This window comes from Bradyrhizobium neotropicale (assembly GCF_001641695.1).
GTDB classification, from domain to species: Bacteria; Pseudomonadota; Alphaproteobacteria; order Rhizobiales; family Xanthobacteraceae; genus Bradyrhizobium; species Bradyrhizobium neotropicale.
In genome coordinates this window covers 124,128-141,944 of the sequence record NZ_LSEF01000033.1, presented here as the reverse complement: position 1 = coordinate 141,944, position 17,817 = coordinate 124,128, and the positions used below count along the sequence as shown (strand labels likewise).

Below are 17,817 nucleotides of genomic sequence, written 5' to 3'. Positions count from 1 at the left end.
TCAGGGCGCAAGCCTAACACAATTCACCGGCCATTGCAGGCAAAACGATCAGGCCGGCACAGCCTCACGTGCGCGCTCCGGCTGTCGCCGCTCGGCGAGCACGGTGAAGCTGCGCTGGCCCGCATGCACGGGCGCCTCGACGATGACGCCCTCGCAAACGATCTGTCCACCGAGCATCCTGAACTCGAGCTTGTCGTAGCGCGGCATCTTTTCGCCCGGCTCGGGCGGCAGCAGCTCGATGCGTCCCTGGATGTTCAGCGCGGCCTCACCGGTGCCATGCAGCCGCGGGTTCCACATCCTGATCCCGGTCTCCGCCCAGCGCCGCCGGATCAGCGTGGCGCGATCGATGGGCTCTGCGGCTTTCGCCGGCGCCTTCGGAACATCTCGGGCGTCCGGTGCGGAGGATGCGCCAACTGCGGGCGGTTCGTCGGTCGAGGTGATGCTGAGCGTCGAGGCCGAAGGAGCTTCCTCTGCTTCGGCTGTAGCAATCGGCGCGCTTTCGACAGTGACTGCCTCGCTGGCAGCGTCGTCGCGGCTGATGCCGGCCTCGGGACAATCGACCAGAGCAGTCTCGGCAAGTTCGATCGGGCCGACCGCAATGGCGTCTACCGCCACCGGCTCGACGTCGATGACTGTGCTGCTGGATGACTTGTCGCCGGAAATATCTGCCAGGACCTCCGGAGAGCTCTCTGTGCTATCGGCAATGGCCGGTTCGTCCGCGGCGACCGTCTCGAGGTCCGCGATGCTGTGGCTCGGATCGCTGCTGATGCTGACATCGGGATGATCGGCCGGAGCCTCTTCCGCGAGGGCGGCAAGGCTTGCCGCAGAGGCGTCTACCGTGACCGGCTCGACGTCGGCGGCCGTGCTGCAAGACGACTCGTCGGCGACAATATCTGCCAGAGCCTCCGGAGAGCTCTCTGTGCTATCGGCAATGGCCGGTTCGCCCGCGGCGACCGTTTCGAGGTCTGCGATGCTGTGGCTCGGATCGCTGCTGATGCTGACGTCGGAACGATCGGGCGGAGCATCTTCCGCGAGGGCGGCAAGGCTTGCCGGAGAAGTGTCTACCGCGACAGGCTCGATGTCAGCGGTCGCACTGCTGGCTGACTCATCAGCGCCAGCAATATCTGCCAGGGCCTCGGGAGAGCTCTCGACGACCTCGATAACGACTGGCTCGTCCGCAGCGACCAGCTCAACATCCACGGTGTCGCTGTGGTCTGGATCGGCGCTCGTGCTGGCGTCCGGGATCTCGGAATGGTCTGAAGTCTCGAGAATGGTGAGCGGAGCGTCATCTGCGATGATCGTCTCGACGTCCGCAAGTGTGGTGCAAGATGGGCCGCTGCCGACATCGGGGCCGCCGGCCGAAGTCTCTTCAGAAAGATCCACGGTCGTCGCGCTCTCCACGGCAACCGCGGTGATATCGCGAGACGGCTCGCTGCCGACGCAAATATCGGCAGAAACAGCCGCAAGACCTTCCGTGCTATCGGCAACGACAACGGAAGAATGTTCCAGAGCGACCGGCTCGGAACTCGCGGTGTCGACCTGCGGCGAAGGCCGGAGCCTACCGAACGCCCATTGCACCGCAGGAAGGCGGCGCAGCAACGCTATCAGTCTCGAAAGCACTGAAAATTGTCCAAGAGGTACTCGGCATGAGACATCGCTGATTCGCCAGCAAAGCAAAAATTGCCCCGGCCGTCACATAGATGTCAATGGATGCGGCCCAATTGAGGCGCCGCGTCCACGAGTGACGGGCCTGCGCGCTGCGGGTGATTGGGAGCTGCTCTGCGAGACGCTCGAAGTCGGCGATCCCTCGCTACTCGACCCGATCGCCTTTGTGATCATCATCTGCCTGGAGGATCGTCTCCGACAGGAGAGCCGCGGCTTTCTGAAGCGGCGCGATGAAGTGGTCGAGCTCGGCGAAGCTGACGCGGGCCACCGGAACGGAGACGCCGAGGCATGCGATCAGATCTCGATCGGGTGAGACGATCGGGACGGCGCATCCGACGACCCCCTTGACGAACTCCTCGTTGGTCTTGGCCCAGCCGCGCTGACGAGTCTCCGCAAGAACCTGCATAAGCCTGTCGCGGTCCACGACGGTGTTGTCGGTGTATTTCGTCAGCGCCAGCGCATTGCAGAGCTTTTCGCGCGCCTTCTCGGGCAGGCGGCTCATGTAGATCTTGCCGGTCGACGTGCAGTGCAATGGGGCCGCTTCGCCCGGATTGAATTGCAGGCCTTGCGGTTGCGACACGCGGACGCTGTCGACATAGGTCACGACGTTGTCGCGCACGACGCCGATCTCGCACTGCTCGCCGATCTCTCCGGCGACGGCGCGCAACACGGCGTGCCGGCGCGCGGTGCGAAAGGCCGCGCCGATGACCTTGGCCGACAAGGTGACGAGTTGATTGCCGACCACGTAGCGCTTGGTCCCGAGCGCCTTTTGGAGAAGCCCGCGCTCCTCCAGGTTTCCGATCAGCCGATGCGCGGTCGGAAGCGGAAGTGCCAGTGCCTGCGCGATCTCAGCCACCGAGACGGCTTTGGTCTGGCTGGCGATATGCCCGACGATGGCAAATGCGCGGTCGAGGGGGCCGTCGGTTTTGGCTGGCTCTGCCATTTGCGTCTCTCTGTTTGAGAGCATAAAATATCAATTTTCGGAATTATTGCTACTGAAATATGAAAATTTAACTATCCTGTTCCTGTGGCTGCCCATATCGTTGGCTCCGCCGGCGGGTGAACAGGATTTGTGCAGTGCAAATCGGGTCCACCCACGTGCCGAAGAGGAGAATGGGATGTCACGTCAATACGACGTCGAGGCCGTGCGGAAGGAATTCCCGGCTGCCGAGCGGATGACCTATCTCGATTCCGGCTTCCAGGCGCCGCTGGCGCGCCCCGTGAAGGCGGCGATCGACCTTTTCCTTCGCGAAGGTCTGGAGACGGCCGGCCCGAAGAGCGTGTGGCTCGAGCGCGTCGAGCAGACGCGCGTCAAGGTCGCGCGCTTCCTCGGCGTGTCCGCAGACGAGATCGCCTTCACCAAGAACACCTCGGAAAGCATGAACATCGCCGCGAACGCGCTGCCGCTGCGGGCGGGTGATAATGTCCTGATGGTTCACGGCGATCATCCCAACAACGCCTATGCCTTCCTTAATCTGCAACGGAAGGGCATCGAGGTGCGCTTCGTGCCGATGACCGAAATCGTCGATGCGGCGAGCTTTCGTCCCCACATCGACGCGCACACCCGCGCGATCTCGATGTCGCATGTAACGTTTCACGCCGGCCATCGCTTCGATATCGAAGGCATCGGTCGCCTGTGCGCGGAGATGAATCTCCATTTCGTCGTCGACGTGATGCAGGCAATCGGCATCGTGCCGATCGACGCCAGGGCCATCGGTGCGACGTTTGTCGGATCGGGAAGTCACAAGGGGTTGCTCGTTCCGCAAGGACTGGGACTGCTCTATTGGAACAGCGAACATGCGGAGCTCGAACCCGCATATCTCGCCGCCGCAGGCCTTGCCGAGATCCCGGCCGATCTCGTCGCGCGTCCGGACCAGCTTGCGCCGGCGCCGAGTGCACGCCGCTTCGAGCTCGGCAATTTCAATCTTCCCGCGATCCATGCGCTCGGCGCCGCGCTCGACATGATCCAGCAGATCGGCGTCGAAAACATCCAGAACCATTGCTTCGATCTCGGCGATCACCTCATTGCAGGGCTTGACGCACTCGATATCCGCCTCGTCGGCCCGCGCGATCGGAGGCACCGCGCGCCCCACATCTATGTCATCGCGCTGCCCGCCGCCGACTGGCTCGGCTACTTCGAGGAGAACGGCGTGCGCGTGTCGCCGGAACGGGACGGCATTCGCGTGTCGTTCGGGATGTTCAATACGTTAGGGGATGTCGACCGCCTGGTCGATCTCATCAGCCGGCGCGTGAAGACATCATCCAGGGCCGCTTAGGCCTGACATCACAGAGGAGGGTGCAGGACATGAGGAATATTGCACGGATATCCGCAGCCCTGTCGGCGCTCGTGGCCCTCGCTGCCCTGGCCGGGCCGTCGGCCGCGGCCGACAGTCCGACGCTGAGCAAGATCAAGTCGAGCGGCGCGATCACGATTGGCTACCGCGAAGCCTCGATCCCGTTCTCCTATCTCGGCCCCGATCAGAAGCCGATCGGCTTCTCGCTCGATCTCTGCGCGGCCATCGTCGAGCGGGTCAAGGCGGAGCTTGGCCTGGCCAATCTCACCGTCAACTACACGCCGGTGAACTCGTCCAACCGCATCCCGCTGATCCAGAGCGGCACCGTCGATATCGAGTGCGGCGGAACGGCCAATGACAAGAAGCGGCAGGAGCAGGTCTCGTTTTCGGTGACGACCTTCGTCAGCCAGCCGCGCTGGCTGGTCAAGGCCGACAGCGGCCTGAAGACCGCCGGCAATCTCAAGGGCAAGACGATCGTCGTCACCCAGGGCTCGAACGCGGTGGGCTTTGCGCAAGGCGTCAACGCCAAGGAACAGCTCGGTCTCAACATCGTTCAGGCCAAGGATCATGCGGAATCCTTCCTGATGCTGAATACGGGCCGCGCTGCGGCCTTCATGGAGGACGACATCCTCCTCGCCGGCCTCAAGGCCGCAGCACCGAATCCGGACGCGCTGATCTTCCTGCCTGAAGGATACGCGCGGATCTACTACGGGCTGATGTTCACGAAGGGCGATGCCGGCTTCAAGGCGCTCGTCGACGACGTCCTGTCCAAGCAGATGGCGTCGGGCCAGTTCGAAAAGACCTACACGAAATGGTTTACGAGGCCCATCCCGCCCAAGGGCGAGAATCTCGCATTCCCGCTCACCGAGACGCTGATGGAGCGGATCGCGCATCCGAGTGATGCGGTCGACTGACCGCAAAAGCCGCGGGACTCGACGGAGTCGCCTTCGCTCGCACCCAACCTAGAGGTTCGCGATGTTCGGAGTGCTTTTTGAACAGACGGCAGATGGTCAGCGCTATGTCGACTGGCTTCTCTCGGGTCTTGGTTGGACACTGGCGTTGGCCTTCTTCGGCTGGTGGATCGCCTTCGCAGTCGGTGTCGTCGTCGGGATCGGCCGGACCGTGCAGAACCGGCTCGTTGCGGCTCTGGCGCGGCTCTATGTGGAGATCTTCCGCAATATCCCCGTCCTGGTGCAGATGTTCCTCTGGTACTTCGTGCTGCCGGAGATTCTCCCGACCTCGCTTGGCGACAGCATCAAGCAGATCCCGCCGCCCTGGGGATCGTTTTTCCCGGCCCTGCTGTGCCTCGGCCTCTACACCGCGGCTCGCATCGCAGAGCAGGTGCGCGCGGGCATCGAGGCCTTGCCGAAGGGGCAGACCGAGGCGGCCAGCGCGCTCGGTCTTGGCGGATACTTGACCTATCGCCACATCATCGTGCCGCAAGCATTGCGCCTGATCGTGCCGAGCCTGACCAGCGAAGTCATGGGAATCTACAAGAATACGTCGGTGGCGCTCACCATCGGATTGATGGAGCTGACCGCGCAGGCGCGCCAGATCAGCGAAGCGACCTTCCAGACCTTCACCGCTTTCGGCGCCGCGACGTTGATCTACCTCGCACTCGCGCTCATTGCCTATCAATCGATGATGCTCATCGACAGAGCCGTGCGGATCCCGGGCTCCACGCCGGCGAAGGACGCGATCGAGCCGGCCCTCGCGGACGACGTACAGCCGGGCGCCGCCTTGCACCAGGGGATGGAGGTCGTGAAATGAACAGCCTCGATTTCTCGATCCTCCTTCAGGCATGGCCCTATCTCTGGTCAGGACTTCTATTTTCTCTCGCGCTGACCGCCGCGGCCTTCGTCATCGGCATGCTGCTGGGGACTTGCTTCGCCCTCGTGCAGCACTTCGAGGTGCCGGTCATCGCCCGCATCGTGCGCGCCTACATCGCATTGATCCGCTCGATCCCGCTGATCCTCGTGCTGTTCTGGTTCTTCTTCCTGGTGCCGATCGTGCTCGGGCATCTCTATGGCAACGGCCGTCCGATTCCGATCGGCGCCACCTGGACCGCCTTCATCACCTTCGGCCTGTTCGAGGCCGCCTATTATTCGGAGATCATTCGCGTCGGATTGCGCGCGGTGAACAAGGGGCAGTTCGAAGCGTGCCAGGCGCTCGCTTTGTCCACCTTCGACACCTACCGATGCGTGATCCTGCCGCAGGTCATTCGCGTCGCGAGCCCGATCATCCTGAGCCAGACCATCATCCTGTTTCAGGACACATCGCTCGTCTACGTGCTTTCGCTGACCGACCTTCTCGGCGCGGCCTCGAAACTTGCGCAGCTCAACGGCCGTCTTGTCGAAATGTATCTCGTGGTGGCGGTGGTCTATCTCGCCATCAGCTCGGCCGCGTCGCAATGCGTCGCCTCGCTCAGGCGGCGCTACCCGCTCACCGGGGCGCACAAGTAGTCTGGAGAGGAGACCAGGATGCAACATGAAATCGCAACACCCCTGGCTGATCGTTCGCCCACGATCGTCGTCGTGGAGAATCTGGTGAAGCGGTTCGGCGGCTTCACCGCCCTGAATGATGTAAATCTCACCGTCGCGAAGCGCGAGAAGATCGTCCTGTGCGGACCGTCCGGTTCAGGCAAGTCGACGCTGATCCGCTGCATCAACCACATCGAAAAGCACGACGGGGGTCGGATCGTCGTCGATGGCGTCGAGCTGACCGACCGCATGGCCGACATCAACGGCGTGCGCTCCGAGGTCGGCATGGTGTTCCAGAGCTTTAACCTGTTTCCGCATCTCTCGGTCGTCGAGAATTGCATGCTGGCGCCGATGAAGGTGCGCGGGCTCTCGCGTCCCGAGGCGCGTGAGCGCGCGATGGACCTGCTCCGGAAGGTGCGTATCCACAGTCAGGCGGACAAATATCCGGCGCAGCTCTCGGGTGGCCAGCAGCAGCGCGTCGCCATCGCCCGCGCGCTGTGCATGCAGCCGAAGATCATGCTGTTCGACGAGCCGACCTCGGCGCTCGATCCGGAGATGGTCAAGGAGGTGCTGGACACGATGGTGCAGCTCGCGGCCGAGGGCATGACCATGGTCTGCGTGACCCACGAAATGGGTTTTGCGCGCGAAGTCGCCGACCGCGTCGTGTTCATGGACCAGGGCAGCATCGTCGAGGAGGCCGATCCCGAGACGTTCTTCCGGGCGCCCCGCACCCAGCGCGCCAAAGGCTTTCTCAACCAGATCATCCACTAGCGGGAAGATCGGCGTGTGCCCCCGAAGAGGCCAGTTTCGGGCCTCAGCGCTTGCCGGCCGCTGATGCCACCGTGGGCGCTTCAACGCCTTGCTGCCAGTAGTGTTCGATCTGCTCGATCAAGGCAGGCGGCAAGGGAACGTAGTTGAGCATTTCGGCCTGGGATTTTCCGTTCTCCAGCGACCAACGAATGAAGTCGATCGCGGCCGCCGACCGTTCCGGAGATTTCGCGGTCTTCGGCATCAATACGAACGTCGTGGCGGTGATCGGATATGCGTCCTCGCCGGGCGCATTGGTGAGCACGAGATGGAAATCCTTCTCTGCCTTCCAGTCCGCGCTCGAGGCCGCTGCCTGGAACGATGCGGCATCGGGGACAACGAAGTTGCCTGCGCTGTTCTGCACGACACCGAAGGAAATCTTGTCGAGCCGTTGCAGTGCGTAGGTGTATTCGAGATAGCCGATCGAGCCGGGAACGAGACTGACGAGCGAGGCGACGCCGTCATTGCCGCGTCCGCCCAATCCGAGCGGCCACTCGACCGAAGTGCCTTCTCCGACCGTCGTCTTCCATTGAGGACTGACCTTCGAGAGGTAGTTCGACCAGTTGAAAGTCGTTCCGGATCCGTCAATGCGATGAACGACGGTGATCGGCGTGCTCGGCAGCTTGATGTCGGGATTTATCGCCCGTATGGCGGGATCGTTCCAGGACCTGAGCTTGCCGAGATAGATGTCTGCAAGCATCGCTCCCGTGAAGCGAATCTGGCCAGGCTTGATGCCGTCAATATTCACCACCGGCACGACGCCTCCGACCACGATTGGGAATTGCATCATGCCGAGCTTGTCCAATTCTCTGGGATCAAGCGGCATGTCGCTTGCGCCGAAATCGACGGCTTCCTTCTTGATCAAGCCGACGCCAATGCTCGAGCCCACCGATTGATAGCTGACAATGTTGCCGGTCCTGGCCTTGTAGGCGTCGATCCATTTCGCCATCACCGGCGAAACGAAGGTTGAGCCCGCACCCCTGGTGTCGGCAGCAAAGCTTTGCGTCGCCATGACCAGGGCGGTGAAGATGATCGGTAGCCTGAGACGCTTTGTCATGGGCGCGACCCTAGCAGTTCCAACACCAGGCCAATGTGGTCTATGTCACAAAAGTGCAATGTGCTTCTGGCGCCGGCGCGACCGGAAAAAGCCCAGCGTAGCCACTTCGCCGATATTCGGATTTGTCAGCTATATTGTCGCATCTTGCCGGCTAGCGCGATGCGGCGGCGTGGTCCGCCGCCAGTCCTGGCTCAGATCAGATCGCGCAGCACTTCAATCAGCCGGCCACACTGCTCTTCCGTTCCGACCGTGATGCGCAGGAAGTCTTCGATGCGCGGCTTCTTGAAATGCCGGACCAGAACGCCGCGCTGCCGAAGCGCAGCCGCGAGATCGGCTCCGCTTTGGCTGCGATGACGCGCAAAGACGAAGTTCGCGAGCGAAGGCAGCACCTCGAAGCCGAGCTGCCGGAGATCGCGGGTCAGCGCTTCGCGGCTTGCGATGATGCGGGCGCGGGTCCGCCGAAACCACTCGTCGTCCTCGATGGCCGCGACCGCGCCGGCGATGGCGAGGCCATCGACGGGATAGGAGTTGAAGCTGTCCTTCACCCGTTCCAACGCTTCGATCAGCGGCCGTTGACCGATCGCAAAACCAACCCGCAAGCCGGCGAGCGAGCGCGATTTCGAGAAGGTCTGGACGACGAGCAGATTGTCGTGACGTGCAACGAGCGGCACGGCGCTCTCCGCGCCGAAATCGACATAGGCCTCGTCGACCACCACCAGCCGGTCCGGATATTCGGCGAGCAGGGCGGCGATTGCGTCGCGCGGCAGGGCGATGCCGGTGGGCGCGTTCGGATTGCAGAGCAGGATGGCACTCGATGGTCGCCGGTAATCGGCGAGCTCAATTCTCATCGCGCCATCGAGTGGCATCTCCTCGTGAGCGACCCCATAGAGGCCGCAATAGACGGGATAGAAGCTGTAGGTGACGTCGGGGAACAGCAGCGGCGCATCGTGCTTCAGAAGGGCCTGGAAGGTGTGGGCCAGAACCTCATCGGAGCCGTTGCCGACGAACACCTCTTCGGGTGCCACATCGCAGCCCGCCGCGATCGCCTCGCGCAGCCGCGTCGCCCGCGGATCGGGATAGAGGCGCAGCCGCTCCGCAGCCGATGCGATTGCCGCCAGCACGCGCGGCGAGGGCGGGTAGGGGTTCTCATTGGTATTGAGCTTGACGATGCCGTCCTGCTTCGGCTGCTCGCCCGGCACGTAGGGCGACAGCGTATGGACGACCGGACTCCAGAAGCGGCTCATGATCTCCGATCCAAGTTGATCGGAGCACAGTAGGATATGCCGGGCGTCGGTGGAAGTGCGCCTCCCGTTGAGCATTCGAAGCAGATCTGCACCAGCGTCGCAGCCGGAGACGTTCCCGCAAGCGCTGCCCTCATGCTAGGGTCGGCCGCAAACGTCCAGAACCGAAAACAAGAACGAAGGCCGGCGCACCCAGGCTGCGCAGAAGAGCCGCAAAAAGAGAGGAATACATGCCGGGTGCAGCCCTTCCCACCATTCCCTCCATTCCGACCGCGCCCGTGACCGCTGCCATTCTCGACCGCTTGCAGGTAATCGTGGGCGACAAGGGCCTGATCCTGGACGAGCAGGACAAGCGGCCGTTCGTGACCGACTGGCGCGGCGCGCTGGCCGGGCAGGCTGCAGCGGTCGTGCGTCCCGCCAGCACCGCGGAAGTCTCCGCTGTCGTGAAGCTCTGCTATGACAACGGCATTGCCATCGTGCCGCAGGGCGGCAACACCGGTCTGATGGGCGGCGCTACGCCGTGGCCTACGCATCGCGGCATCCTGCTGTCGCTCGGCCGCATGAACCATGTGCTGAATGTCGATCCCGTCGGTTACGCCATGACCGTGGAGGCGGGCTGCATCCTCGAGACGCTTCAGGACACGGCTGCACGTCATGACCGCTTCTTTCCGCTCAGCCTGGGTGCCCAGGGCTCGTGCATGATCGGAGGCAATCTGTCGACCAATGCCGGCGGCGTGCAGGTGTTGCGCTATGGCAATGCGCGCAATCTGGTGCTGGGCCTCGAGGTCGTGCTCGCCAACGGCGACGTCTGGGATGGCTTGCGTGCACTCAAGAAGGACAATACCGGCTACGACCTCAAGCATCTGTTCATGGGCGCCGAAGGCACCCTCGGCATCATCACCAAGGCGGTGCTGAAGCTCTGGCCCGCGCCAAAGGACGTGTGCACGGCGTGGCTCGCCATCCGCGATCCGCTAGCCGCCATCGAGATCCTGTCGGAAGCGTATGCCCCTTCCGACGACAATGTCGGCTCCTGCGAGCTCATGAGCCGCGCGTGCACCGACATGGTGCTGCGCCACATACCCGGCACCCAGGATCCGCTCAAGGCGGCGACCGAATGGTATCTCCTGCTCGAATGGTCGTCGGCCCGGCCGCGGCAGGACGGCGCTGCGGGCATGTCGGACAAGATGGAGCAGTTCCTGGCCGACCAACTCGAGGCGGGCCGCGTGCTGGATGCGGTGATCGCGCAAACGGAAGCGCAGTCGCGCAACATGTGGCGCATTCGCGAAAGCGTGGCCGAGGCCTCGCGCACCGAGGGGCCCGGCTTGAGCTACGACGTGTCGGTCGCGGTCTCCATAATCCCTGACTTCATCGACAAGGGTCTCAAAGCCGTGCTCGAGATCCTGCCGACGATCCGCCCATACCCCCTCGGCCATATCGGAGACGGCAATTTGCACTTCTCCTTCATGGGTCCAAAGGGCATGGATCGCGAGACGCTCGACCAATATTCCGCGGCGATCACGCGGGTCGTCAACGACCTCATCACCTCGATGGGAGGCTCAATCTCGGCCGAGCATGGCATCGGCATCGAGAAGCTCGACGAGCTGGCGCACTATCGCTCCAGGACCGAGCTCGACATCATGCGCACGATCAAGCGGGCGCTCGATCCCAGGAACATCATGAACCCGGGAAAGGTGCTGCGTCTTTCGTGAGCGAGACGCAGGTGTCGCGATGCGGCTGCAACATGTCCGCTAAGGGCGCTCGCAAAGCGGACGTTGGTGCCGCTGCAGCCTGCAATCACGTATAGGCAATTGGTCCGGGTGTCCAATCGTCGCCTGCAAGCGGCGTAACCTTGACGCCAGCAATGACTCCTCGTTGCAGGCTTGGATCGAAATGGCGCATCGTCCGCTCATTCAAATCAATGATGCGACCAGGCGTGAGAGGTCCTACATCGTTTATTTTGACGATGGCCTTCTTGCCTGCACCCTCGACGAGGGCATATTTCGGTTTCGCGCCAAATTGAACCCCGCCAAACTTCTTACGCAAATCAGTCTTGATGGCCGCCGCCCACGCAGATGGATCATAGCGCTCCCCGGAGGCTGTGTTCACGCCGCCCTCCCGATATCCGGGCCGGAACGGGTTGTACGTGGAGGCTGCGCCGACGATCGCGGGTCCAGAAGCGGCGCTATCGACGGCATCTGAACGAACCGCGCCGATTTCACTCCGAGCCATGGCAACGGATGAAGTGGCAAGCGTCATTACGGCGCCGCAAATTGCGGCGCTCAAGCGAAACACGATCGGGGCTCCTTGACTGATTTTGGATGCAGCATTCGGCGGGCTCTCGCGCGAGGTTGCGCGAGAGTGCAGGTGCTATCAGAGCCGAGCCATTTATTTGCGGATTGGTGCCAATCGGGCGCCAAAACTGGCGAGGAAGCCGCGCTGGTCCTGGTCGACGAAAGCAGGGTTGGCTGGCACCGCGGCGGGAGCACGGGCATCGACGTAGCACGGGCGATACATGGCTTGGAGCTGTCTGCCGCGAAGGAAGATCATTCTGCGGGTCAGACCGCCGCGACTTGTAATCCAACGCCGCACTTGGGATGGATACCCCGAATAGAGCAACTGGGTTGCTTCAGGATTAGTGACAGTTCGGCCATTGCCGGCGAAATCATAAGCGGCGTGAAAGCCAAGCGTCGCGTTCGAGGTGACACAAATCTTGTCGTGAGGGATTGTCGAGAGGAGGATGGTGCAGGCCGAAGCGCAAAGGCCATCGATCATCACCGTTTGGCCTGAAGCGCGGAGTTCGCTGTACTTGGAGAGGTACTCTCCAATCTGCCCACCCGGGTCGTCTGCAATCCGAACCGCCGCGTGGCCTGACCCCATGCCCGCGAGCAAGAGCGCTGCCGTGAGCAGCGCAGACAGAATTTTCATCAATGTCCCTACCCAAGTTGATGTTGTGATGCGGACGTCCGCCGTAGCGCATCAGGCCGGAAAACAATGGCCGACGACGGTTCAGGTGTGACGCCGGAAGTCGAATTAGCGGCTCCCGGCCGCCGCTTAAACTAACTGCAACGTTTGTTGCGCGGTGCATGCACGCGCACTGTTCCCTGGCGGAAACCCTTTGCATTTCGATGAGTTAGCGGAATCGTTGCGAAACGATCGCGTCTTGGTTTGTGGCGGATCTTTGGCGCGCGACGAGATGCCGGCACGCTGATATGGTGTAATGGGAGGATGGAGCGATGAAGGTCCTTGCTGCGACACTCGCCCTGCTTGTCTCGAGTCCGGCCGCCGCCCAAGAGTGCCAGACGTGCTCGTCGACCGACGCCTGCATACAGACGTACCTCAAGTCGACCACGCAGGCGCAACGGGAGGTCAAGCAGGCAATCCGGGATTGGAGACAGAACCTGGACAGGAAGGCCTCAGGGGAATTGCTCAGCAAAGGTACGGTAGCTTTACAAGGCGCCATGGAGTCTCAAGTTCGCTCGGAGCTTGAGCGGCTAAAGGAGTGCCTGGCCAAAATCCAATAGCGGCGCGCGATCTGGCCGCCTTCGCTCCGTTCGGCTTTGACCCGCGAGTGCGCTTGGTGTGCAAATCGGCCATTTCTGATTAACCTCAGAAGAGGCAGTCTGGTAGTTCGCACTTTCGACGCCGACTGCCAGAAATGAATCCACCGCGCCGCCGGATTTAAGCCGCATTGCGACCCAGGTCACGGCCAAAGGTCAGGGCCGGGCGGGGCGCAACACCGGGGTTTTCCATGTCCGGTCATTTGCGATTTTACTTCGCCGGTTTTGTCCTTCTTGCAGCCCTCTCGACGTCGCCCGCGTCTTCGAACCCTTTCGCCGACTTCTTTAATGTCGCTCCCCCGACACCGCCCGCGCCCACATCCGAGCAAGAGGCGTGCGTGCCGCGACCCGGTAAGTCGACCGCCGACGGCCAGCACTGGGTCTATCGATTGGAGGGCCGTCGCAAATGCTGGTTTCAGGCTGCAGAAGGGACCGCGCCGATGAAGAAGCTGCTTCAGCGCCGCGCCGCCAAATATGCCACGGCTCGGGAGAACGAGACTGCAGGGCGTACGCGGAAGGTTGCGGTGGATGCGCGCGCGGAGCTGGTTCGCTCAGTACCTGTGGATACGTCTCGGCCAAGCCCTTCCGCGCCCGTGCAGGTGGCTGATGCCGATCCTCTCGCGACCGCGACCACGCTGGCTCCCGTTCTCAACCGCGCGAACGACCGGCTGACGGCTGACCGCATCACGCCGAGTCAGGTCGACGTGGAGGCGCTTCTGGCGGCCGCGCCGGCCGCCAGTGACGTGGTTGCCGCTTCCGCGTCTTCGGCGACGCCGCTAGCCTTTCCAACCATCGAGGCCGGCGATGATGGGTGGGACTGGAGGTGGCTTGGCGTGCTGCTGATGGCTCTGGGGCTCGCATCCGTCTTAGGCTCGAGCCGAGCCATTCGGGAGGCCGTGCTACTGCATCACTAGTCGGTGGAATCTTTCGCGCGTCGATGCAACTGCCAGTCGACCGCAATCTCGCGCGGAAGCCAGCTTCTGGCGCAAAGCGGTCCTACCGCACGAGAGAAGCCTACTTGCCATCGTTCCATATGTCGGTCGCGAGCTTCCAGTCATCTCCGACCTTCTCCCAAACAACGACATACTTTCCAGTCACCTCCTGCGGCGTCGGTCCCTTGGTCTTCAGGACGAAGGTGCCGATCTCGCGTGCGGCGGCTGGCCCAAGTGGCTTGACGTCGACCGTTGTGAGCTTCGGATCGGCAACTTGTTCGGCCATGCTCTTCCACATTGCCTCGATGGCTGCTCGGCCGTGCACCATCGGAGAGCCGGGCGGGAGCGCGGTTGCATCAGTGCTGTAGAGTGATCCGATCCCGGCGAAATCTCCCTTGTTGAAAAATTCGATCCATTTCGCGTTGATCGCGTCAATCTCGGCCTTCTGAGCCGAAGCCGGCGCGCTCAATGAAATCACGAATGCGATTGTCAACGCTATGCTGCGCATGATCGTCTCCAGGCTAAGTGCACGATGTGAATGCAGGCAGTCGTCTTGGCGCGAAGTTTTCATTCGATCACCTTGTCGGCGCGGGCGAGCACGCTGTCGGGAATGGTCACGCCAAGTGCCGCGGCCGTCTTGAGGTTCACGGCGAGCTCGAAAATCACTGGTTGCTCGACGGGGTACTCGGCCGGATTGGCGCCCTTGAAAACCCGGTCGACGTACCGTGCCACCTTGATGCAGATCGACTCGATCTTGGGATGATAGCTCGCCAGCGCACCCAGCGACATGAACGGGCTGGATTGGTAGACCGCCGGCATTCTCGGTTTGGCAGGCAACATCGCGATGGCCGGTCTCGTCGGATCGCCGATCATCCATATGAAATTCCGTCGCAACATTGATCGAGCTCAAAATCGACTGCTGAAACGAAATGCAAAAACGATGTGATCTTGAGCGGAAGACGAGAGTTTTGCAACGCTCACGATGGGCGGGAATGCTCGCGAAGGTCGCCGCCGTCAGGCTGGCCCTCGACCGGTCGGCCTGCACACCCGACCGGCCCGGTCTCCCCGCATCCTCGGCATTCCCTGGGGGCGAGATGGGCGCGGGCCAAACAGGCCGAAAGAACGGCAAATCAGGCCTATCCAAGGGAACAGGCGGCTTTATTCCGGCCGAGGATGCGTTAAGGAAGGGCCAGGATCAGGTCGCACCCGCCCGGCAGCGGTGCTAAACCCTGATGCTGGGAAAATGGGGCTGGGCCCTTGCTGGCACGCCCGCAGGACGAGAAGGATGTGAATCAATGATCCAAACCGTTGGCATCATCGGGGCAGGGACCATGGGGAACGGCATCGCGCAGATCTGCGCGGCGGCGGGGCTCGACGTGGTGATGGTCGACATCTCCGATGCCGCCGTCAGCCGCGGCATCGCCACCGTCGGCGGAAGCCTCGACCGTCTGGTCAAGAAGGAGAAGCTGTCCGCGTCCGACCGCGAGGCGACTCTCAAGCGCATCACGGGAACGACCGACCGGGCCAAGCTCGCCAATTGCGACCTGGTGATCGAGGCCGCGACCGAGAACGAGGAGCTCAAGGTCAAGATCCTGAGGGATCTCTGCGCGACGTTGTCGCCGCGCACGCTGATCGCGACCAACACCTCGTCGATCTCGATCACGAAGCTCGCCGCTGCGACCGATCGCCCCGACCGTTTTATCGGCATGCACTTCTTCAATCCGGTTCCGGTGATGGCGCTGCTGGAACTCATCCGCGGTCTGCAGACCTCGGACGACACTCACGCCAAGGCTCTGGACTTCGCCAAGCGCGTCGGCAAGGTGGCGATCACCGCCAAGAACAGCCCGGGCTTCGCCGTCAACCGCATCCTGTGCCCGATGATCAACGAGGCGATCTTCGCGCTTCAGGAAGGGATCGCCACGGCGGAAGAGATCGACGCCGGCATGAAGCTCGGCTGCAACCATCCGATCGGTCCGCTGGCGCTCGCCGATCTCGTCGGGCTGGACACCATGTTGTCGGTGATGGAGGTCTTTTACAAAGGCTTCAACGACCCTAAATACCGTCCAGCGCCGCTGCTCAAGGAGATGGTCGATGCCGGCCATCTCGGCCGCAAGACCGGGCAGGGCTTCTACACCTACAGCGCCTGATTGGCGCAGGCGGCGGGTGTTCGGAGCATGATCCGGAAAACTGCGTAGCGGTTTTCCGACAAGATCATGCTCAAGATATAGCGTCCGCCGCTCCTCTCCCGCAATTTGCGCTGCGACAAAGACGGAGCGGCGTGGTCAGCCCAGACAATGTCGCAAGGGCGGTTGCGGAACCAACGAACGGATAGCAAGGGAATGTCGGATCGACTGAAGGCCGAGCGGGAAGCTGCGGCCGAGCGGCGGAGCCTCTTGGTTCAGGATGCGATCGAGCGCACCGGGATCACCGAAGAGATGATCGGGGAACTCGTCACCCGCTTCTACGGGCGCGTGCGCGAGGATGCATTGCTGGGCCCGGTGTTCGCGGTCGTCAAGGATTGGGACGAGCACCTCGCCAAGCTGAGGAATTTCTGGTCATCGGTTGTGCTGATGACCGGCCGCTATCATGGCCAGCCGATGCGGGCGCATCTGCCGCTGAGCCTGATCGGCGATCATTTCGATCGCTGGCTCGACCTGTTCGAGCAGACCGCCCGCGACGTCTGTCCGCCCGCCGCCGCTGCGCTCTTCATCGACAAGGCGCGGCGCATCGCCGATAGTTTTGAGATGGCATCGGCCACGGTCGCGGGGCGCATTGCCGCGCCGCGCCACATGCTGAGATCCTGAAACTGAGATGCTGAAACGACAAATTGCCTGCAAAACGTGCAGTTGCATTGTCATCGTGTTGCATTGCGCCGCATGATGGCGCGTTGCACCAATACTGACATCATCGGTCTGACCTGCAAAATCATCATGACCGATCGCGCATCATGACGTTGCAATCGCGAAAATGCGCGTGAACGCGTTCACTCGCGTTCAATCAAAGCGAGCAAAGCCATATTGATGCACTGCGATGCCAATTCTCCGCCATGTTTTTGGCAGAGTTGCAGCGCCTGCTAGATGCATGTCGAGCTCATCGTTCAACATCACCTCAACATCATCGTCCTCTGACATCGCAACGGAACCTGACGCCGACGCGGGCGCGGAGCAAACGCGGCGAACGCTCCTGATCGGCGCGCTTGTCACCACGGCCTGCCTTGGTTGTTCGGCACCGTCCCGTGCAGGCGAAGACGCGCCCGGCGCCGACGAGCGGCCGCAGAAGGGCGATCTCCTCGTCTTCTCTGAAGGCGATCAGGAAGGAAAGGTCATCACCGCGGCCGATCTGCCGCGCGGCGGACCGCCGGTGCATGCCTGGCCGAAAGATCCCAAGACATCGGTGGTGCGCAGCGGCTCGCGGCTGAACGAGATCCTGATCATCCGGCTCGATCCCGCCGAACTCGACGAGCAAACCAAATCGCGCGCCGTGGATGGCATCATCGCCTATTCGGCGATCTGCTCGCATGCCGGCTGTCCCGTCACCGCCTGGGTCAAGAGCGATGTAGGCGACAAGGAGGTCTTCAAGTGCATGTGCCACAACTCCGAATACGATCCCCGCGCGGGCGCGCAGGTCGTATTCGGGCCGGCGCCGCGGCGGCTCGCCGCGCTGCCGCTGGCGCTCGTTGACGCCACGCTCAACGTCGCCGGCAATTTCATCGGAAAGGTAGGTGGCCAGCAGCCAGGATGATGGATCGCGGGTCGCGCCCGCATCACGACAGGCCGCATCCGCA

The 17,817-nt window shown here is 62.5% G+C and carries 18 protein-coding genes; 10 read left to right on the top strand and 8 right to left on the bottom strand.

Annotation, left to right across the window (positions count from 1 at the left end):
* Positions 1-48: 48 nt before the first annotated feature.
* Positions 49-1,599, bottom strand: coding sequence for a hypothetical protein (locus AXW67_RS08805; protein WP_063677541.1), 1,551 nt, complete (start codon positions 1,597-1,599; stop codon positions 49-51).
* A gap of 211 nt (positions 1,600-1,810) precedes the next feature.
* Positions 1,811-2,608 carry an IclR family transcriptional regulator gene (locus AXW67_RS08800; RefSeq protein WP_063677540.1) on the bottom strand — a complete coding sequence of 266 codons (798 nt, stop codon included), beginning with the start codon at positions 2,606-2,608 and terminating at the stop codon, positions 1,811-1,813.
* 175 nt (positions 2,609-2,783) lie between these two features.
* Between AXW67_RS08800 and AXW67_RS08795 the strand changes: the two genes are divergently transcribed.
* The 5 genes from AXW67_RS08795 (at position 2,784) to AXW67_RS08775 (ending at position 7,210) form a co-directional block, all read left to right on the top strand.
* On the top strand, positions 2,784-3,941 hold the full coding sequence (locus tag AXW67_RS08795) for an aminotransferase class V-fold PLP-dependent enzyme (protein WP_082907836.1): 1,158 nt from the start codon (positions 2,784-2,786) through the stop codon (positions 3,939-3,941).
* Positions 3,942-3,970: 29 nt separating this feature from the next.
* Positions 3,971-4,873, top strand: coding sequence for an amino acid ABC transporter substrate-binding protein (locus AXW67_RS08790; RefSeq protein WP_063677538.1), 903 nt, complete (start codon positions 3,971-3,973; stop codon positions 4,871-4,873).
* Positions 4,874-4,934: 61 nt separating this feature from the next.
* Positions 4,935-5,729 (top strand): amino acid ABC transporter permease, encoded by a 795-nt coding sequence (locus tag AXW67_RS08785; protein WP_063677537.1) that lies wholly within the window; start codon positions 4,935-4,937, stop codon positions 5,727-5,729.
* On the top strand, positions 5,726-6,421 hold the full coding sequence (locus AXW67_RS08780; RefSeq protein WP_063677536.1) for an amino acid ABC transporter permease: 696 nt from the start codon (positions 5,726-5,728) through the stop codon (positions 6,419-6,421). Before AXW67_RS08785 ends, AXW67_RS08780 begins: the two co-directional genes overlap by 4 nt.
* A gap of 18 nt (positions 6,422-6,439) precedes the next feature.
* Positions 6,440-7,210 (top strand): amino acid ABC transporter ATP-binding protein, encoded by a 771-nt coding sequence (locus tag AXW67_RS08775; RefSeq protein ID WP_063677535.1) that lies wholly within the window; start codon positions 6,440-6,442, stop codon positions 7,208-7,210.
* Between the two features lie 43 nt (positions 7,211-7,253).
* On the opposite strand, the gene pstS is transcribed toward AXW67_RS08775, so the two are convergent.
* Complete coding sequence (gene pstS / locus AXW67_RS08770) at positions 7,254-8,303, bottom strand: phosphate ABC transporter substrate-binding protein PstS (protein ID WP_063677534.1); 1,050 nt, start codon at positions 8,301-8,303, stop codon at positions 7,254-7,256.
* Between the two features lie 191 nt (positions 8,304-8,494).
* On the bottom strand, positions 8,495-9,547 hold the full coding sequence (gene hisC, locus AXW67_RS08765; RefSeq protein WP_063677533.1) for a histidinol-phosphate transaminase: 1,053 nt from the start codon (positions 9,545-9,547) through the stop codon (positions 8,495-8,497).
* 227 nt (positions 9,548-9,774) lie between these two features.
* Here hisC and AXW67_RS08760 point away from each other — a divergent pair, with 227 nt between their 5' ends.
* The gene (locus tag AXW67_RS08760) at positions 9,775-11,253 is read left to right on the top strand and encodes an FAD-binding oxidoreductase (protein WP_063677532.1); all 1,479 of its coding nucleotides are present in this window, start codon (positions 9,775-9,777) and stop codon (positions 11,251-11,253) included.
* Positions 11,254-11,338: 85 nt separating this feature from the next.
* On the opposite strand, the gene AXW67_RS40340 is transcribed toward AXW67_RS08760, so the two are convergent.
* Both AXW67_RS40340 and AXW67_RS08755 read right to left on the bottom strand, forming a co-directional pair.
* Positions 11,339-11,839 (bottom strand): septal ring lytic transglycosylase RlpA family protein, encoded by a 501-nt coding sequence (locus AXW67_RS40340; RefSeq protein ID WP_145927495.1) that lies wholly within the window; start codon positions 11,837-11,839, stop codon positions 11,339-11,341.
* Positions 11,840-11,929: 90 nt separating this feature from the next.
* Positions 11,930-12,469: a hypothetical protein gene (locus AXW67_RS08755; protein ID WP_245315502.1), complete on the bottom strand. Its 540-nt coding sequence runs from the start codon at positions 12,467-12,469 to the stop codon at positions 11,930-11,932.
* Between the two features lie 823 nt (positions 12,470-13,292).
* Between AXW67_RS08755 and AXW67_RS08745 the strand changes: the two genes are divergently transcribed.
* On the top strand, positions 13,293-14,015 hold the full coding sequence (locus AXW67_RS08745) for a hypothetical protein (protein ID WP_063677530.1): 723 nt from the start codon (positions 13,293-13,295) through the stop codon (positions 14,013-14,015).
* A 100-nt stretch (positions 14,016-14,115) separates the two neighbouring features.
* Here the strand turns inward: AXW67_RS08745 and AXW67_RS08740 are convergent, their stop codons facing one another.
* Positions 14,116-14,541: a YybH family protein gene (locus AXW67_RS08740; protein ID WP_027551144.1), complete on the bottom strand. Its 426-nt coding sequence runs from the start codon at positions 14,539-14,541 to the stop codon at positions 14,116-14,118.
* A gap of 59 nt (positions 14,542-14,600) precedes the next feature.
* Entirely contained in the window at positions 14,601-14,906 is a 306-nt protein-coding gene (locus AXW67_RS08735) for an ABC transporter substrate binding protein (protein ID WP_063677529.1), read from the bottom strand.
* Between the two features lie 422 nt (positions 14,907-15,328).
* Here AXW67_RS08735 and AXW67_RS08725 point away from each other — a divergent pair, with 422 nt between their 5' ends.
* From AXW67_RS08725 to AXW67_RS08715, 3 genes are all read left to right on the top strand, one after another.
* Complete coding sequence (locus AXW67_RS08725; protein ID WP_027551142.1) at positions 15,329-16,180, top strand: 3-hydroxybutyryl-CoA dehydrogenase; 852 nt, start codon at positions 15,329-15,331, stop codon at positions 16,178-16,180.
* A gap of 192 nt (positions 16,181-16,372) precedes the next feature.
* Entirely contained in the window at positions 16,373-16,837 is a 465-nt protein-coding gene (locus tag AXW67_RS08720; protein WP_063677527.1) for a group III truncated hemoglobin, read from the top strand.
* A gap of 277 nt (positions 16,838-17,114) precedes the next feature.
* Positions 17,115-17,774 (top strand): QcrA and Rieske domain-containing protein, encoded by a 660-nt coding sequence (locus AXW67_RS08715; protein WP_063677526.1) that lies wholly within the window; start codon positions 17,115-17,117, stop codon positions 17,772-17,774.
* The last annotated feature ends 43 nt before the right edge of the window (positions 17,775-17,817 follow it).

What these genes read in the sequence shown, in the direction of transcription:
- AXW67_RS08800 (WP_063677540.1), bottom strand. Translation starts at nt 2,608, where the DNA reads ATGGCAGAGCCAGCCAAAACCGACGGCCCCCTCGACCGCGCATTTGCC.
- AXW67_RS08795 (WP_082907836.1), top strand. Translation starts at nt 2,784, where the DNA reads ATGTCACGTCAATACGACGTCGAGGCCGTGCGGAAGGAATTCCCGGCT.
- AXW67_RS08790 (WP_063677538.1), top strand. Translation starts at nt 3,971, where the DNA reads ATGAGGAATATTGCACGGATATCCGCAGCCCTGTCGGCGCTCGTGGCC.
- AXW67_RS08785 (WP_063677537.1), top strand. Translation starts at nt 4,935, where the DNA reads ATGTTCGGAGTGCTTTTTGAACAGACGGCAGATGGTCAGCGCTATGTC.
- AXW67_RS08780 (WP_063677536.1), top strand. Translation starts at nt 5,726, where the DNA reads ATGAACAGCCTCGATTTCTCGATCCTCCTTCAGGCATGGCCCTATCTC.
- AXW67_RS08775 (WP_063677535.1), top strand. Translation starts at nt 6,440, where the DNA reads ATGCAACATGAAATCGCAACACCCCTGGCTGATCGTTCGCCCACGATC.
- pstS (WP_063677534.1), bottom strand. Translation starts at nt 8,303, where the DNA reads ATGACAAAGCGTCTCAGGCTACCGATCATCTTCACCGCCCTGGTCATG.
- hisC (WP_063677533.1), bottom strand. Translation starts at nt 9,547, where the DNA reads ATGAGCCGCTTCTGGAGTCCGGTCGTCCATACGCTGTCGCCCTACGTG.
- AXW67_RS08760 (WP_063677532.1), top strand. Translation starts at nt 9,775, where the DNA reads ATGCCGGGTGCAGCCCTTCCCACCATTCCCTCCATTCCGACCGCGCCC.
- AXW67_RS08755 (WP_245315502.1), bottom strand. Translation starts at nt 12,469, where the DNA reads ATGAAAATTCTGTCTGCGCTGCTCACGGCAGCGCTCTTGCTCGCGGGC.
- AXW67_RS08745 (WP_063677530.1), top strand. Translation starts at nt 13,293, where the DNA reads ATGTCCGGTCATTTGCGATTTTACTTCGCCGGTTTTGTCCTTCTTGCA.
- AXW67_RS08740 (WP_027551144.1), bottom strand. Translation starts at nt 14,541, where the DNA reads ATGCGCAGCATAGCGTTGACAATCGCATTCGTGATTTCATTGAGCGCG.
- AXW67_RS08735 (WP_063677529.1), bottom strand. Translation starts at nt 14,906, where the DNA reads ATGATCGGCGATCCGACGAGACCGGCCATCGCGATGTTGCCTGCCAAA.
- AXW67_RS08725 (WP_027551142.1), top strand. Translation starts at nt 15,329, where the DNA reads ATGATCCAAACCGTTGGCATCATCGGGGCAGGGACCATGGGGAACGGC.
- AXW67_RS08720 (WP_063677527.1), top strand. Translation starts at nt 16,373, where the DNA reads ATGTCGGATCGACTGAAGGCCGAGCGGGAAGCTGCGGCCGAGCGGCGG.
- AXW67_RS08715 (WP_063677526.1), top strand. Translation starts at nt 17,115, where the DNA reads ATGTCGAGCTCATCGTTCAACATCACCTCAACATCATCGTCCTCTGAC.